Source organism: Thioalkalivibrio sp. ALJ3, assembly GCF_000377205.1.
Taxonomy (GTDB): domain Bacteria; phylum Pseudomonadota; class Gammaproteobacteria; order Ectothiorhodospirales; family Ectothiorhodospiraceae; genus Thioalkalivibrio.
The window spans coordinates 1-15,921 of record NZ_KB897907.1; the positions used below are offsets into that span (position 1 = coordinate 1).

Genomic DNA, 15,921 nt, shown 5'->3' on the forward strand with positions numbered 1-15,921 from the left:
GCTTGTGGGGTTGGTGCCCCCTGTTCCCCGATCCTGCGTTGCGCCGCTTGCGGGTAGAACCACTACCCGCTACACGACGCGCCTTGTCTCGGAAAACAGGGGGCACCAACGCGGACGTGCGATTAAATCAGCGTCTCCCTAGGTCAAAGGCAAGTGGCTGCTGAACGTGGACAGTTGCCAGAACAGGGTCAGCAGGGCGATGGGCGCGACATAGCGCAGGATCAGACGCCAGATATGGAAGGCCGCTGTGGGCCGTCCCATTTCGTCGCGAGTGATCGCCACCGGGAGGATCCAGCCGGCAAACACCGCGATCAGCAGGCCGCTGACCGGCAGCAGGATGTTGATGGCCGTGTGTTCCAGCAGGTGGTACAGCGTTGGCAGTTCGCGCCCCAGCACGACCAGGTCGATCTGGGCCCAGCCGGCCCCCGTAAACGAGAATATGGTGATCAGACTGAAGCCCCAGATGGCCAGCGCGCTGCCCAGGGCGGCCTGCAGGTTGGAGATACCGAAGTGGTCGTGCAATAGATGCACGAATACCTGGACGTTCGCGATCATGGTGCTGAAGGCCGCGAGGCTTAGCGTTGCGAAGAACAGCGTCGTGAGCATGACGCCCGCCGGGATCGCGGACAGCGCCAGCGGCAGTGCCTCGAACATCAAGCCCGGCCCGGTGGCCGGATCCAGGCCATAGGCGAAGACGATCGGGAAGATCGCCACACCGGCGATCAGCGCAATCACGGTGTCCGCAATCGCGACCCCGACGGCGGTGCCGGCGATGGAGGTTTGCCGGGGCAGGTAGGCACCGAACATCATCAGTACGCCGGCGGCGAGCGTCATGGTGAAGAATGCATGCCCGACCGCGATCAGCAGACTGTGACGGTCGAGGGCGGAGAAGTCCGGACGGAACATGAAGTCCAGGGCCAATTGGACGTCCCCGACCCAGAGACCGCCGACCATGGCGGCCAGCAGCAGGACAAACAGCAGCGGCATGACCAGCGCTACACCACGCTCCAGCCCGTTGCGCAGCCCCAGGGCCACAATCGCGAAGGTCGCCGCGATGCCGAAGGTGGTCCACAGCAACATGCCCGAAAGTGATGTCTGGACGCTCTCGAAGACCGCGATGACCTCGGTTGCATCGATGCCCGTGAAGGCGCCGCCGGCGGCGCGTGGGACATAGGAGAAGACCCAGCCGGCGACCACTACGTAGAACGTCATAATCACGAACAGGGCGATGATCCCGACCCAGCCGACCATCTGCCAGGCGTCGCGCACTCGCGCCTCGCGGGCGACCGCGAGCGCCGCGTATCCAGGGGAGCGGCGACCCCGCCGCCCGATCATGACCTCGGCCATCATGATCGGGATGCCGATCAGCGCGATCGTCAGCAGGTACACGGCCAGAAAGGCGGCGCCGCCGTTCTGGCCGAGGATGTAGGGAAACTTCCAGATGTTGCCGAGCCCGACCGCCGAGGCGGTGGCGGCCAGCACGAACGCATAGCCATGCGTCCAGCGCTGCCGGGTGGCGACGATGTCCATCAGCGGTGGACCGGGCGCGGGTCAGGTAATTACATCGGGTTTGTCGCGCCCGGCCAGGCCCGGGAGATCACCCAGGCGCACGGCGGCCTCGATCAGCGGGCGCAGCAGCTCCTGCGGCTCGCGGTCCAGGTGCTCCGGGTGGGTCTCGTACTGCTCGATGTAGATGCGCAGGGTGGCCCCTTCGGTGCCAGTCCCGGAGAGGCGGAACACGATGCGGGCGCCGCCCTCGAACAGGACCCGCAGTCCCTGATGCTCGGTCACGCCACCATCCACCGGGTCGCGGTAGGCAAAGTCGTCCGTCTCCGCGACACGCATGCCGGCGAGCGACTGTCCCGGGAGGCTCGAGAGCTGTTCACCGATACGCGCCATCACCTGTTCGGCACGGGCCGTATCCAGCGCTTCGTAGTCATGCCGGGTGTAGTAGTGGCGACCGTAGTCGCGCCAGTGGTCGCGCACGATCTCTTCCACCGACTGGCGGCGGGCGGCCAGCAGATTCAGCCAGAACAGCACGGCCCACAGGCCATCCTTCTCGCGTACATGGTCGGAGCTGGTGCCAAAGCTCTCCTCCCCGCACAGGCGGATGCGGCCGTCGTCCAGCAGGTTGCCGAAGAATTTCCAGCCGGTGGGGGTCTCGAAGCAGGGGATGCCGAGCGCTTTGGCGACCACGTCCACGGCCTGGCTGGTCGGCATGCTGCGCGCCACACCCTTCAGGCCGTCGGAGAACGCGGGTATCAGGTGGGCGTTGGCCGCCATGATGGCCAGGCTGTCGGAGGGCGTGACGAAGAAATGCGGGCCCAGGATCAGGTTGCGGTCGCCATCGCCATCGGAGGCCGCGCCAAAGTCCGGCGGGTTACGCCCGTACAGGGCCTCGCACAACTCGCGGGTGTGGGCCAGGTTCGGGTCCGGGTGGCGTCCCCCAAAATCGGCCAGCGGCTCCGCGCGCAGCAGGGTTTCGGCGGGGGCGCCCAGACGGTTGATCAGGATCTCCTCGGCGTAGGGCCCCGTGACCGCATGCATCGCGTCGAAGCGCATACGAAAGAAGTCCGAGCGCAGGAGTTCGCCGATGCGCTCGAGGTCGAACAGCGTCGCCATGTGGTCGGCATAGGCGCCCACGGGGTCGATGATCTCGACCGACATCTCCCCGAGATGGGTGCTGTGCAGGTGGTCGATGTCGACATGTGGCGTGCCGCTGGCGATGCGGTAATGGGTGAGCGACTTGCTGTGCTCGTAGATGGCATCGGTGACGCCGGGCGGCGCGGGCCCGCCATTGGCCGTGTTCAGCTTGACGCCGAAGTCTCCCTCCGGCCCTCCGGCGTTATGGGAGGCCGAGAGGATGATGGCGCCGGTGGCGCCGCGCGAGCGGATCAGGTGGCTGGCGGCCGGGGTCGACAGCAGTCCGGCGTGGCCGACCGCGACCTTCTTGACGCCGTTGGCCGCAGCCATGCGCAGGATGGTCTGGATCGCCTCGCGATTATGGAAGCGGCCATCCCCGCCCAGGATCAGTTCTCCTTCGCACAGGCTGGGGTGCGCCTCGAAAATGCTCTGGACAAAATTCTCCAGGTAGTGCGGTTGTCGAAACTGCCGTACCCGCTTGCGCAGGCCCGAGGTGCCGGGCCTTTGATCGGTAAACGGCCGGGTCGTGACGACACTGATATCCATGAAGTCGTGAGTCCTTGTTGGTTGCACGCCGGTGGTTCCCATCTGACTTGACGGTACCAAAAAGGGCCAGGGGTGTCCCGTGCCGGACGGGCGGTTTGGGTATGGTTTTCGGCAGCCGCTGGCCGCCGGCCAACTCGGGCTGGATGGCGTTGGCCAGTGACAAAGCGGAAGGTGGATCGTGGGAAACCGGGCACTCTTTCGTGCGGATTCATTGGCCAGTGTTTGTTCGGGGGCTGTTAGACTGCGCGGCATGTTGCTGGATACCCGCACCCCTGCCCATCTCGAGCCGCGCCCTGTGACCTTCGCGGCGCTGATGGAGATGTACGAGGAGAACTACCTGTCCGTGCGGCGCCTGTGCCCGGAGCTGCACCGCCAGCCGGTACGCTCGGTCTCGCGAGTCGAGGGGGCGCTGGATCTGCACATGGAGGTACTAGAACGCACGCGGTATACGACCACGCTGCGACTGACCTATGCGTTTGCCGGGCGTGACGAACCGCGCCTGCAACCGGATGCCCGGGTGCGCCTGTTCCACGATGCGCGGCAGGCCGAAGTGCTGGGGCGTCACTGCCGGCGCAGTGGCGAGGACCTGGTGATCGACACGATCGCGGGGCACCCGGGGTTGGGCTGCCGCTGGCGGCACAACCGGTTTCTGTTCAAGTGGCTGCGCTACTGCCTGCGCCAGGGCCACCGCTTTCACCCCGACGCCACGGCTGCTCCGCTGGCGACGGACTAGCTTCCTGCCGGAGCAGGCTCGCCGTTCAGGTCAGAAATTCTCGGTGGAGGTGAACAGGCCCACGCGCAGGTCATGTGCCTCGTAGATCGGCCGGCCGTCGACCTCGACGATGCCGTCGCCAATACCGAGCACCAGCTTGCGCGAGATCACCCGCTTCATGTCGATGCGATAGGTGACTTTCTTCGCGGTGGGCAGGACCTGACCGGTGAACTTTACCTCGCCCACACCGAGTGCGCGGCCGCGGCCGGGGTTGCCCAGCCAGGCGAGGTAAAAGCCGACCAGCTGCCACATCGCGTCGAGTCCCAGGCAGCCGGGCATCACGGGATCGCCGGGGAAGTGGCAGGCGAAGAACCACAGGTCCGGGTCGATATCCAGCTCGGCGATCATCTGGCCCTTGCCATGCTCGCCGCCGTCGCTGTTGATCTCCAGGATGCGATCCATCATCAGCATGTTGGGGACCGGCAACTGGGCGTTGCCCGGGCCAAACATGTTGCCGTAGCCGCAGGCCAGGAGTTCGTCGCGATCGTACTGATTCTTCTGCATGGGGGCGCCGCTCGGGGAAAAGCCCGGTATTGGACCGAAACCCGCGCGCAAAAGCAATTCCGCCGGTCACCGACGTGGCGCGTTCGCGGCCGCTCAGCCGCGGACGTCAGGCATCGCTGGGGTAGCGCAACAGCTCGGCCAGCGTGTAGAAGCGCGACCCGCGCAGGTAGCCCGCCTGGATGTCGGCCACCAGCGCGCCGGGGCGGCCTTCGGCGTCCCGCTCGGCGATCCAGCCCGCGGGCAGGGTGTCGAGAATATGAGTACAGGCCAGGCGGCCGTCTTCCAGATGGCTGGCATGCACCTCGCCGGTACCGCGATGGCGAAAGGCGGGCAACCAGCCAGCAGTGAAACCGGCGTCCAGCCAGCCGGGTTGTCCCATGCGTTCGGGAGCGGCGACGGGAAGTAGGTCGGTCTGCAGCATCTGAAGTTCTCCGGGGATTTACCCTGCTATCGGCGTGCCCACCGCAAACTTGAGTGGCAGGGAAGCGCTGCTTGATGTGCACACCCGCGTTTGGGCGGCTTTCGTGTGCGAACAAGGCGCGGTGACCGCCATGCAGGGATTCTGCACAAGGGAGCCGCAATGCTCTTCCCGCGCCCATTGCACGACGCGCCTTGGCTTGGAAAACCTGGGTACCAGCGCGAGCGTGTTCATTCATCAGCGTTTCCCCACGGTCCTCGCGCGTCGAACGGCGGGATCGGCCATAATCCGGCGGGGAGAGGATCGGCGACGGGTGAATGGCCGTTGCCAACCGTGCAGGGGTGGGGCTCGGTACATCCGGGGCACAGACAGAACCGATGAGGGGGTGGCGTGGCTATCACGATCCTGATTGTGACTCTGGCGATCATCGTCGCCATCGTGCTGCTGGACTGGGCGCGGAATCCGGTACGCGCTGTACTGTTCGCGGTTACCGGCGGACTGGTGCGCGTGATGTGTGCCCTGCGGCGACACCTCGTTCATCTGCGGGACGCCGTAACGGGCTGGCATCGCCGCTATCTGGCGCGTCTGGAGGCTGATCGCATTCACGGGGCAGTGGAGGCCCTGGAGCGTCGTTATGGCCATCTGGTGGGGCATGACCTGGCGCAGATGCCGCAGCTTCGCCAGGAGGCGACCGATACCTTGCGTGCCCTTCGCGAGGCCTACGAGCGGGACGAGACCCGTCTGCTCGATGAACCCGCCTGGGTGAGCCGTCTCGAGGCTCTGGCGAGCACGCCCGTCAGCGATACGCCCCAGAGCCAGCGGCTGGCCCAGGATATCCAGGAGACGATCCTGCGTATCGCGCGACTGGGCATGGAAGAACACCGACAATTGTCGCAGGGCATGCTGGCCGCCCGGCGGCGGCTCGAGACTCCGGTGGATCAACTAGTCGATCGCCTGGAGGGCCTGCAACGGCGTTTGGGTGACTTGCTCCGCCAGGGCGACCGTCTGGACCGCGCCTTGACACGTTGCGAGCAGACCGAACCCTCGGTTCGGCATCAACTGCCGTCGTATGTCCAGGCACTGAGCCAGGGGCTCCTGGGGGTGGTGGGACTGGTGCTGACAGTTCTGGCGGTCACTGTGTACCACCAGCTTTTCGGGCCGCCGTTCGCCGGGCAGTTCCCGGGGGCGGACGACGGTGGGCCCGGGACGCTGTCGGATCGAATTATCGCGCTGCTGCTGGGGATCGCGCTGGTGAGCGGGTGGTTGCTGGCCGAGAGTCGCGGGGCAATCCGGCTGTTGCCGCAGGCGGTGATGGAACGCGACAACTGGGCCCGCCTGGGGCTGGTGGTCACGGCATTGATGGTGCTCGCCGCCGTGGTGGTGCTGTCGGGCCTGGCCGGTTATCACCTGGAGTGGGTCCGCTACCGAAACGAGCTGTTGGAGACCCTGATGGCCGGGGAAGTGGCGCCTCCACCCACGTTGTACTGGACCGAACAGATGGTCGGTGCGGCCATCGGGTTGGTGGTGCCGCTGGTGGTGGCGCTGACGCCGTTGTGGCTGGTATCCCTTTTGCAGGCGATACGGGTACTGATCGGGGGCGTGCTGGGCATCTTGCTCGCGCTGCTGACCGGGGTGCTGCACCTGCTTGCCGTGGTCGCGCTGCAGTTGCGGCGCCTGTTGCCTGCGCTGTTCGAACTGGTGACCTTTCCGGCACGCACGGTGCGCGAACGGCTCACGGGGCGGTCGATGCCGGCCCGGGATACGGAGGCCGGAATGTGATCCGGATCACCCCGCAGGCGGTGCGTTCCCGCGAGCCGCGAATGCCACTGTAGAATGCGCCCCCCGGCCATGATGGCGACGCTCACTCAATGGCCGGATCGGGCAACCAGGTGAGAGGCAGGAAATGGGCATGCAGATGCAGCGGGTGATGCGCGGGCTGATGGTATCCGGGATTCTGATTCTGGGTGGCTTGACCGCGACGGCGGTGATGGCCGAGACCACGCGTTTCGTCAGCGACGAACTGGAAGTCGGGGTGCGCAATGGCACCGGACCGAACAGCCGAATTATCAGTTCTGTGCGTTCGGGGCAGGAGGTCACGGTGCTCGAGGAGAGCGGCGATGGCCATACCCGTATTCGCCTGCCCAGCGGTACCGAGGCGTGGATCCTGACGCGCTATCTGCAGGACGAGCCGCATTCCCGTGAGCGTCTGGAAGAGGTCGAGGCCGAGCTGGCCGAGATCCGCTCGGGCGCGGACGACCAGGAGGGACGCATCGCCGAGCTCCTGGATATCCGCAACGAACTCGAGTCCGAGCGTGACGGACTGGAGGTGCAGGTTGCGGATATGGAATCGGAGCTGGAGGAGTTGCGCGAGGTGGCGGCGCGGCCGCAGGAGATCCAGCGAGAGAATCGTCGACTGGAGGGCGAACTGGTCGAGGCCCGTGATTCCGCGGACGAGTACCGTCGCCAGGTCGAGGTGATGCAGGCCGACAGCCAGCGGCGCTGGTTCATGACCGGTGCGGCCGTGACCGTCGGCAGCCTGATTCTCGGCATCATCCTGACGCGCATCCCGCTGCGCCGCCGCCGAAGCGACTGGTACTGATCCCGCGGTCACCCCAACTCTGCCGCGAGCAGGCGCTGAAACGTGTCCCGATTCGCGTTTCTTGCGTGGCGGCGGTTGAGCCATTAGGCTTTCGCAGCTGTTTTGAAGCCGTCGCCGGTGGTCCTTGGTGACGGACGCAACTCCAGTAGCGTGATTCCCGGCAGATCGGTCGGTGTCACGCGGATAACGCCCGACGCAAAAGGACTCAGCTGGCCGGATGCTCTACGCAATTCTGTCAACATTTCTGGTGGCCGCGATTGCGCCCGCGGTCCATCGCGTCACCGGTCGCGCCAGCGGCTGGGTGCTGGGGCTCCTCCCGGCGGCGCTGTTCGTCTATTTCCTGAGTTTCCTGCCCGCGGTTTCGAGCGGGGAGTCCATCGTACTCAGCTGGCCCTGGCTGCCGGGCCTGGATATCCACCTGTCGTTCCTGGTGGATGGCCTGTCACTGCTGTTCGCGCTGCTGATCTCGGGCATCGGGTTCTTCATCGTCACCTATGCCGGGCGCTATCTCGAGGGCCACCGAGACCTCGGGCGGTTCTACGTAATCATCCTCGCCTTCATGGGCTCCATGCTGGGGCTGGTCTTGGCGGACAACCTGATCGCGATGTTCGTGTTCTGGGAGCTGACCAGCATCACGTCCTATCTGCTGATCGGCTATAACCACGAGAACGCGGACGCCCGCAAGTACGCATTGCAGGGCCTGATTGTGACCGTTGGTGGTGGCCTGGCTCTGCTTGCAGGGATTGTCATGCTGGCGATGGCCGGCGGCTCGTACGAACTCTCCGAGATCCTGGCCAATGGCGATGTCGTCCGCGAGCACTCGCTGTACCTGCCATTACTGATCCTGATACTGATCGGGGCCTTTACCAAGTCGGCACAGGTCCCGTTCCACTTCTGGCTGCCGCGCGCGATGGCCGCGCCGACGCCGGTCTCCGCGTACCTGCACTCGGCCACCATGGTGAAAGCCGGGGTCTACCTGCTGGCGCGCCTGAACCCGTCGCTGGGCGGCACCGAGATCTGGTTCACCACGCTGGCACTGTTCGGTGCGATCACGATGTTCACCGGCGTCTTTCTGGCCTTCCGCAGTACTGGGGTGAAGCAGGTTCTGGCCTATTCCACCGTGATGGCACTGGGCACACTGACCATGCTGATCGGTATCGGCACCGAGACCGCGCTGATGGCCGCGATGGCCTTCCTGTTGGCGCATTCGTTGTACAAGGGAGCCCTGTTCATGGTCGCCGGCATCCTCGACCACGAGGCCGGGGCCAAGGACTTCCTGCAGACGGGCGGGCTGCGCACCGCATTACCCGTTACCGCAGCCTTTGCGATCCTCGCCGCGCTCTCGCTGGGTGGGGTGATCCCGCTGTTCGGCTTCGTAGCCAAGGAGCTGATGCTGGAGTCGGTGCTCGAGGCGCCGGGTCTGGTGGGCATCCTGACGCTGCTGGCGGTGCTGACTGCAATCCTCGGCGTGGCGGTGGCCGCGATCGTCGGTATTCGGCCGTGGTTCGGGGCTCGGGTGGAAACACCCAAGACCCCGCACCACGAGGCGCCACCGGCGATGCTGGCCGGCCCGGTCGTGCTGGCGAGCCTGGGCCTGATCTTCGGTCTCGGGCCGGGGCTGGCGGACGAAGGGCTGGTCAACGCCGCGGCGGCGAGCGTGCAGGGCGCGCCGGTGGATGGCTACCTGGCGCTGTGGCACGGCATCAACTGGCCGCTGGCGATCTCCGCGTTCAGTCTGATCGCGGGTGGTCTGCTCTACTGGCGCTGGGAGCAGGCGCGCCGGGCCCTGGCCTGGGTGGACCAAGCGGCCGAGTACGGCCCCGAGAAGGGCTACTTCAAGATGATGGATGGCCTGGTCTGGCTCTCCGAATGGCAGACCCGCGTGCTGCAGAACGGCTATCTGCGCTACTACGTGATCGTGATCGTCGTGATGACCGCGGGCCTGGTCGGGGTGACTGCACAGCTGTTTGACGTGAGTGTTGGCACGGTGCACTTCGAGCGTCTGCGGATCCACGAAATGGCGATCATCGCGGTCCTTGCAGCCTCGATGCTGTTTGCGGTCACCACGCGCTCGCGTCTGGGCGCGGTGGCGGCACTGGGGTCGCTGGGCTTTACGGTTGCCCTGGTGTACGTGCTGTACAGCGCGGCCGACGTGGGGATTACCCAGGTGCTGGTGGAGACCCTGACGGTGATCCTGTTGGTGCTGGTGCTGTTCCGCCTGCCGGGGTTCCTGAGCCTGTCGTCCAGCGCGCTGCGGCTGCGTGATGCCGGGATCGCGCTGATCACCGGCGGCATGATCACTCTGCTGATGCTGAGTACGCTCGATGCGCGCCTGTTCGATTCCATCGCGCAGTACTTCATTGAGGAGTCGGAACCCTCTGGGTACGGCCGCAACATCGTGAATGTGGTGCTCGTGGACTTCCGGGCCCTGGATACGCTGGGCGAGATCTTCGTGCTGGCTCTGGCGGCGATCGGGGTGTACGCGATGATCCGCTTCCGTGCGGAGGACCGCCGATGAATATGCATTCGTTGATCCTGCGTACGGCCGGGCACTTCCTGCTGCCGCTTCTGCTGCTGTTCTCCGTGTTCCTGCTGCTACGCGGGCACGACGAGCCGGGTGGCGGCTTTATCGGTGGTCTGGTCGCGGCCGCGGCGATCGTGCTGTACCTGTTTTCGATGGATATCCGTTCCGCGCGCAAGGTGCTGCGCGTGGACCCGCGGGACCTGCTGGGGGCCGGTATGGTGCTGGCGGTCGTCAGCGCGTTGCCCGCAGCCTTCCTCGGACAGGCGTTCTTCACCGCCCAGTGGTGGGAATTCACGGCCCCGGTCTTCGGCGAGATCAAGCTCTCCACCGTGCTGGTCTTCGATATCGGCGTCTATCTCGTCGTGATCGGGTCGGTGCTGACGATCATGCTCAATCTGGCGGAGGCGGAAGACTGATGGAAGTCGTCATGTCCTTCGTGATCGGCGGCATGTATGCCGCTGCGATCTACATGATGCTGCGGCGTTCGATCGTCAAGCTGGTGATCGGCCTCGTACTGTTGTCGAACGCCGCCAACCTGCTGATCTTCACGATGGCCGGAATGCTGCCGGGCGCCCCGCCGCTGATCCCGCCGGGCGCCACGATGCCCGAGGGGTTGTCCGCCGATCCGCTGGCACAGGCGGTGGTGCTGACCGCGATCGTGATCGGCTTCGGCGTGCTGGCCTTCGCCGTGGTGTTGATCCATCGCGCCTACGAGGTCGTGAAGGCCGATGACATGGACCAGATGAAGGACACGGATCGATGAATATGTCCGTTGCCCTTCCGGTCATCATCCCGCTGCTCGCCGGCGCGCTGTCGGTGATGTTCTGGCGCTCGCATTTCGCCCAGCGCGCGCTGGGTGTGCTCGGCACAGGTGCGATGCTGGCAGCCACCGTCTGGCTGCTGCTGGAGACCTGGGAACACGGCCACATCGTGATGGAGATGGGTTCCTGGCCGGCACCGTTCGGGATTGTGCTGGTGTCCGACATGCTGGCCGCGATCATGGTGGTGCTGAGCGGCATCATCGGGTTTGCGACGGCGGTCTACTCCCTGTCCGGCATCGGCAAGATGTCGGAGAAGTTCGGCTACTATCCCCTGCTGCACCTGCTGCTGGCGGGGGTGAACGGCGCGTTCCTGACCGGCGACATCTTCAACCTCTACGTCTGGTTCGAGGTGATGCTGGTCGCGTCCTTCGCGTTGCTGATCCTGGGTGGTGAGCGCGCGCAGATGGAAGGGGCGATCAAGTACGTCACCCTGAACCTGCTGTCGTCGATGATTTTCCTGACTGCGATCGGCCTGACCTACGGTCTGACCGGTACGCTGAACATGGCGGACATCGGCGACAAGCTCTCCACGGTGGAGGATACCGGGCTGATCACCGTGATCGCGATGCTGTATCTGGTCGCGTTCGGGGTGAAGGCGGCGGCCTTCCCGTTCTTCTTCTGGCTGCCGGCGTCCTATCACACGCCGAAGGTCGCGGTCTCCGCGCTGTTCGCGGGCCTGCTGACCAAGGTCGGGGTGTATGCGCTGTTCCGTGTGTTCACGCTGATCTTTAACCAGGATGTGGATTACACCCACGAGATCCTGCTGTGGGTCGCTGCGGCCACGATGCTGACCGGCGTGCTCGGGGCGGCCGCCCACTACGAGTTCCGGCGCATCCTGTCGTTTCACATCATCAGCCAGATCGGCTACATGATCATGGGACTGGCGTTGTTTACGCCGCTGGCGCTGGTGGGTGGCGTGTTCTACATCATGCACCATATCATCGTGAAGGCGAATCTGTTCCTGATCAGCGGGATTACCTTCGTGATGAAGGGCACCCATGAGCTCAAGCACATGGGGGGCATCTACCGCACGAACCCGATGCTGGGGGTGCTGTTCCTGATTCCGGCGCTGTCGCTGGCGGGTCTGCCACCGCTGTCCGGGTTTTTCGCCAAGTTCATCATCATCCGCGCGGGCATCGAGGCCGAAGCCTACTGGGTCGTGGCCGTGGCACTGGTGGTTGGTCTGCTGACGCTCTATTCGATGATCAAGATCTGGGCCGAGGTGTTCTGGAAGGCGCAGCCGGAAGGGGTCGAAGACGAGCTCCGTGATGTCAGCTCCGGCCCGATGATCTGGATGTGGGTGCCGGTGATCATGCTCGCGCTGATGACCGTGGCCATCGGCCTGTACGGCGAGCCGATCTATCAGATGGCGGCGATGTCGGCGGAACAGTTGCTGGATCCGTCGCAGTACATCGAGGCGGTCCTCGGGGAGGCACGGCAATGATCGCGCTGACCTGGAATATCGCGCTGGCCCTGATCTGGGTGTTCCTGACCGGCAACTTCACCGGGGGCAACCTACTGATCGGTTTCTTCCTCGGCTATGTCCTGCTGGCATTCGCACTGCGCGACATGCCGGCGTTTGCGAGCTACGCCCGCCGGGTGCCCCGATTCTTTGCCTTCATTGGGTTCTTCCTGTGGGAGTTGTTCCTGTCGAACCTGAAGGTCGCCTACGATGTCATCACGCCCACGCACCACATGGTGCCGGGCGTGATCGCCTTCCCGCTGGATGCACAGACCGATGGCGAGATCACCATCGTCGCGAACCTGATCTCGCTGACGCCGGGTACGCTGAGTCTTGACGTATCCACAGACCGGAAGGTGCTCTACATCCATGTGATGTACCTGGAAGACCGCGACGCGGTGATCCGCTCGATCAAGTATCTGGAACACCGGGCCCTGGAGGTCCTGCGTTAGCGGGGGCACAGATGTTCGAAATCGCCATCATCGTCGCCAATGTCCTGCTCAGTATCTCGCTGGTGCTGGGGTTCTGGCGTCTCTATCTGGGGCCGACGCTGCCCGACCGGGTGGTGGCGCTGGAGCTGATCGCGTCGCTGACCATCGGCTTTATCGCCGTGTACGTGATATCCAGTGGCCGGACCCCGTTCATCGACGTGGCCATGGTCCTGGCGCTGACCGCATTCCTCGCCGCGATCGGCTTTGCCCGCTATCTGGAGAAAGGGGGGCACCGCGAAGATGATTGAGTTGATTACGGGCTTTTTCCTGGTCTCCGGCGCTGCGTTCATGGTGGTCGCGGCACTCGGGCTGGTGCGCATGCCGGATCTCCCCATGCGGCTGCATGCCACGACCAAGGCCGGAGTGCTTGGTGCCGGTCTGATGATGGTCGGTGTGGCCATCTACTTTGGAGAGGGGGGGGTGACCGCCCGTGCGGTGGCCGTAATCGGCTTTCTGCTGCTGACCGCCCCGGTGGCCGCGCATGCCATCGGCCGCGCTGGGTATTTCGTCGGTGTTCCGCTGTGGGAGCGTACGCGTTCCGACGAGCTGAAGGGGCGCTACGACGAAAAGACGCACACGCTCGCCTCGCCGCCGGAGATGAACGAGTCCTCGCCGGACGACGAACCCCGTCGGTAGGGCTCGCTACGGCGTGATCCATAAAAAGCCGGGACACAAGGTCCCGGCAATGGGCACAGTCGCAGGAAAGAAGTACGACTGGAGGTCACTCTGTCATCAGCACGGGCTCAGGCCGCCTGATGGGTTTCCTTCGCCTCGCGGGCGGCCTTGGCCTCTTCCGGGGAATACGCCGCACCCGACCAGAGCATCTCGTAGGCGATCTCTTCGTTACCGTTTTCGCACAGCTCCAGGACCTCCTGGAAAAGCGGCTGGAAGGTCTCGCTTTGGTGCGAGGCCTCGTGCTCCTCGAAGCTGCGCCAGAAGGTGATGATCAGCGCCTCCTTGTCCTTCATCGGGCTCTCCACGGCTTGGCCGATGGTGGAGCCTTCGTTGGATACGGCTCCGGAGTTCAGCGCGACGAAGCCGCCAACGAAGCCGGTATCCGAGTGATAGGTCTTCACGTTTTCGCACAGCATGGCGACACGCTCCTGCAGGTCATCGATGCTGTACTCCGGCTTCAGGATCACCCGGTTGATGGTGACGACGCCGTCGGCCGGGAAGTTGTGGATCAGTTGGCTCATGGTTGTCCTCCTTTCGGGAACGGGTGCCCAGCTGCGGGCACGGCTTGTCGGTTAGTTAGTTAACAACTGCTAATGAATAGTTCCCGAGTAATTTACTCAAGAATGGGCAGGGCACAACATGACCGCGTTCCCGCTTGGGCCTTGCACCTCGGGGCGGTGCGGTCTACCTTGCCGACTTCCCCATCTGGAATGCGTTCATGTCCGATCGCGAACTGAAGGATTTGCTCTATGACCAGGTCGCACGAATCGGCAAGGCGGCGTCCAGTCCGAAACGACTGGAACTGATCGAGATCCTGGTTCAGGGCGAGAAGAGCGTTGATCACCTCGCGGCGGATGCACAGATCAGCGTCAAGCTGGCCAGCGCCCACCTGAAAGAGCTTCGGCAGGCCCATCTTGTCGAATCCCGGCGCGAAGGGCGACGCATTTTCTATCGCCTGGCAGACCCGCGTGTCGCGGACTTCTGGGTCGTTTTGCGGGAGCTGGCCGAGAGCCGGTTGCTGGAGTTGCAGGGCGCCGTGCGCGATATGGCGGCCAGCGCCGGCGATATGGTCCCGCTGAGCGGTCGGGAGTTGCTGGAGCAGGCACGCAAGGGCGAGATCATCGTGCTGGACGTTCGCCCGGACACCGAGTACGCCACCGCGCATCTGCCACATGCCCGCTCCATCCCGCTGCGCGAGTTGAAACAACGTCTGGACGAACTGGCGCCGGATGTCCCGGTGGTCGCGTACTGCCGGGGGCCGTATTGCCTGATGGCGCGCGACGCGGTTGCGATTCTGGGCGAGCATGGTTTCCGCGCGGTCCGTCTTGATGAAGGCGTGGCCGAATGGCGCCATCAGGGGCTCCCCCTGGAACAAGGGAAACACTAGTTAATGTTTCCCTAGACCCCTCCGGGCGCTGAAGCCGCCTTGTGGTGGCGATGCCGGTTCGCTTACTCCGCGTCAGCGCCCCTAACGGCAACGCCTGCCCCGCGTGCAGTCGGGCGTTCGTCCGTTTCCTGCGCTGGACCCCATCTGCATTGGTCAGAACATATTTGACATCCCCTCGGCTGCGGAATAGTCTTTATTCTAAAGAATATTAGACTAAAACCGTGCCCGCCGGGGTCCGTTCGGTTGCGGAGGGGCTTCCCCGGTATGGAAGCAACCGTATTCCCATTCTCGCCGGATCCTTGTTGTCATCATGGATGATCCAGGAGGTATGTCATGTTTTTCCGTCAGTTGCCGACTACAGAATCGTCATTGTCCTATCTCTTTGGGTGCGGGTCGCTCGGCAAGGCAATCGCAGTGGACGTCGTCGAGGGTGATCAAGAGTGGTTCCTGGAGCAGGCGCGCCAGATCGGCGTCGAGATCACGCACGTGATCGATACCCATGTGCACGCCGATCACTATTCCGGTGGACGTGATCTGGCAGAGCGTGCCGGCGCGAAGTACTGCCTGCATGAATCGGATCGCGAGGTGGTCGAGTTCGATTTTCATCCCCTGCGCGACGGCGACCGGATCGAGGCCGGTAACGTCGAAGTAGAGGTTGTCCACACGCCGGGGCATACGGAGGACAGCGTGTGCCTGCTGGTGACCGACAAGCGTCGCGGCGGCCAGCCCTGGTTCGTGCTGACGGGTGACACGCTGTTTATCGGGAGCGTCGGGCGCCCCGACTTGGCCGGGCAGGAGCGCGAGATGGCCGGGCGGCTCTACGACAGCTTGCATCAGCGGCTGCTGGGGCTGCCGGATGAGCTCGAGATCTATCCGGGCCACTATGCCGGAAGCGCCTGCGGCGCGGGTCTGTCGGGCAAGCCGTCCTCCACCCTGGGTTTCGAGAAACGCTTTAACCCGGGGCTCGCATTCAGCGATCGCGATGCGTTCGTCGACTTCCTGACGAGTGACATCCCCCCGCGACCGGCGGGCATGGATGCCTATGTAGCGGCCAATATCGCGGCCTGAGTAGCGCAAGA

At 64.5% G+C, this 15,921-nt stretch carries 17 protein-coding genes; 12 read left to right on the forward strand and 5 right to left on the reverse strand.

Annotated elements, in window-relative coordinates; translation table 11 throughout:
- Window positions 1-138 precede the first annotated feature (138 nt).
- Together C935_RS0106480 and C935_RS0106485 are read right to left on the reverse strand one after the other, a co-directional pair.
- Entirely contained in the window at window positions 139-1,530 is a 1,392-nt protein-coding gene (locus C935_RS0106480) for a sodium-dependent transporter (RefSeq protein ID WP_018861707.1), read from the reverse strand.
- 21 nt (window positions 1,531-1,551) lie between these two features.
- Entirely contained in the window at window positions 1,552-3,189 is a 1,638-nt protein-coding gene (locus tag C935_RS0106485; RefSeq protein ID WP_018861708.1) for an alpha-D-glucose phosphate-specific phosphoglucomutase, read from the reverse strand.
- Between the two features lie 250 nt (window positions 3,190-3,439).
- Between C935_RS0106485 and C935_RS0106490 the strand changes: the two genes are divergently transcribed.
- Window positions 3,440-3,922 (forward strand): DUF1249 domain-containing protein, encoded by a 483-nt coding sequence (locus C935_RS0106490; protein WP_018861709.1) that lies wholly within the window; start codon window positions 3,440-3,442, stop codon window positions 3,920-3,922.
- Between the two features lie 30 nt (window positions 3,923-3,952).
- Here the strand turns inward: C935_RS0106490 and fabA are convergent, their stop codons facing one another.
- Both fabA and C935_RS0106500 read right to left on the reverse strand, forming a co-directional pair.
- On the reverse strand, window positions 3,953-4,465 hold the full coding sequence (fabA, locus tag C935_RS0106495) for a 3-hydroxyacyl-[acyl-carrier-protein] dehydratase FabA (RefSeq protein WP_018861710.1): 513 nt from the start codon (window positions 4,463-4,465) through the stop codon (window positions 3,953-3,955).
- 106 nt (window positions 4,466-4,571) lie between these two features.
- Window positions 4,572-4,886, reverse strand: coding sequence for a hypothetical protein (locus tag C935_RS0106500; RefSeq protein WP_018861711.1), 315 nt, complete (start codon window positions 4,884-4,886; stop codon window positions 4,572-4,574).
- A 387-nt stretch (window positions 4,887-5,273) separates the two neighbouring features.
- On the opposite strand from C935_RS0106500, the gene C935_RS0106505 reads away from it, so the two are divergent.
- The 9 genes from C935_RS0106505 to mnhG all read left to right on the forward strand — a co-directional run bounded on the left by C935_RS0106505 (window position 5,274) and on the right by mnhG (window position 13,416).
- Window positions 5,274-6,662, forward strand: coding sequence for a hypothetical protein (locus C935_RS0106505; RefSeq protein ID WP_018861712.1), 1,389 nt, complete (start codon window positions 5,274-5,276; stop codon window positions 6,660-6,662).
- 130 nt (window positions 6,663-6,792) lie between these two features.
- Window positions 6,793-7,482 carry a TIGR04211 family SH3 domain-containing protein gene (locus C935_RS0106510; protein WP_018861713.1) on the forward strand — a complete coding sequence of 230 codons (690 nt, stop codon included), beginning with the start codon at window positions 6,793-6,795 and terminating at the stop codon, window positions 7,480-7,482.
- A 217-nt stretch (window positions 7,483-7,699) separates the two neighbouring features.
- Entirely contained in the window at window positions 7,700-10,000 is a 2,301-nt protein-coding gene (locus C935_RS0106515) for a putative monovalent cation/H+ antiporter subunit A (RefSeq protein WP_018861714.1), read from the forward strand.
- A complete protein-coding gene (locus C935_RS0106520) occupies window positions 9,997-10,422 on the forward strand; it encodes a Na+/H+ antiporter subunit B (RefSeq protein WP_018861715.1) in 426 nt (141 codons plus the stop codon). The genes C935_RS0106515 and C935_RS0106520 overlap by 4 nt, the downstream gene beginning before the upstream one ends.
- Window positions 10,422-10,769 (forward strand): Na+/H+ antiporter subunit C, encoded by a 348-nt coding sequence (locus C935_RS0106525; protein ID WP_018861716.1) that lies wholly within the window; start codon window positions 10,422-10,424, stop codon window positions 10,767-10,769. The genes C935_RS0106520 and C935_RS0106525 overlap by 1 nt, the downstream gene beginning before the upstream one ends.
- Complete coding sequence (locus C935_RS0106530; RefSeq protein WP_018861717.1) at window positions 10,766-12,271, forward strand: Na+/H+ antiporter subunit D; 1,506 nt, start codon at window positions 10,766-10,768, stop codon at window positions 12,269-12,271. The genes C935_RS0106525 and C935_RS0106530 overlap by 4 nt, the downstream gene beginning before the upstream one ends.
- On the forward strand, window positions 12,268-12,741 hold the full coding sequence (locus C935_RS0106535) for a Na+/H+ antiporter subunit E (protein ID WP_018861718.1): 474 nt from the start codon (window positions 12,268-12,270) through the stop codon (window positions 12,739-12,741). The genes C935_RS0106530 and C935_RS0106535 overlap by 4 nt, the downstream gene beginning before the upstream one ends.
- Window positions 12,742-12,752: 11 nt before the next feature.
- Window positions 12,753-13,028 carry a cation:proton antiporter gene (locus C935_RS0106540; RefSeq protein ID WP_018861719.1) on the forward strand — a complete coding sequence of 92 codons (276 nt, stop codon included), beginning with the start codon at window positions 12,753-12,755 and terminating at the stop codon, window positions 13,026-13,028.
- Window positions 13,021-13,416 carry a monovalent cation/H(+) antiporter subunit G gene (gene mnhG, locus C935_RS0106545; RefSeq protein WP_018861720.1) on the forward strand — a complete coding sequence of 132 codons (396 nt, stop codon included), beginning with the start codon at window positions 13,021-13,023 and terminating at the stop codon, window positions 13,414-13,416. The genes C935_RS0106540 and mnhG overlap by 8 nt, the downstream gene beginning before the upstream one ends.
- Window positions 13,417-13,523: 107 nt before the next feature.
- Here mnhG and C935_RS0106550 read toward each other — a convergent pair whose 3' ends face one another.
- Window positions 13,524-13,976, reverse strand: coding sequence for a hypothetical protein (locus C935_RS0106550; protein ID WP_018861721.1), 453 nt, complete (start codon window positions 13,974-13,976; stop codon window positions 13,524-13,526).
- A 197-nt stretch (window positions 13,977-14,173) separates the two neighbouring features.
- Between C935_RS0106550 and C935_RS0106555 the strand changes: the two genes are divergently transcribed.
- Window positions 14,174-14,842: a metalloregulator ArsR/SmtB family transcription factor gene (locus C935_RS0106555; RefSeq protein WP_018861722.1), complete on the forward strand. Its 669-nt coding sequence runs from the start codon at window positions 14,174-14,176 to the stop codon at window positions 14,840-14,842.
- A 333-nt stretch (window positions 14,843-15,175) separates the two neighbouring features.
- The gene (locus tag C935_RS0106560; protein ID WP_026278694.1) at window positions 15,176-15,910 is read left to right on the forward strand and encodes an MBL fold metallo-hydrolase; all 735 of its coding nucleotides are present in this window, start codon (window positions 15,176-15,178) and stop codon (window positions 15,908-15,910) included.
- Window positions 15,911-15,921: the final 11 nt, after the last annotated feature.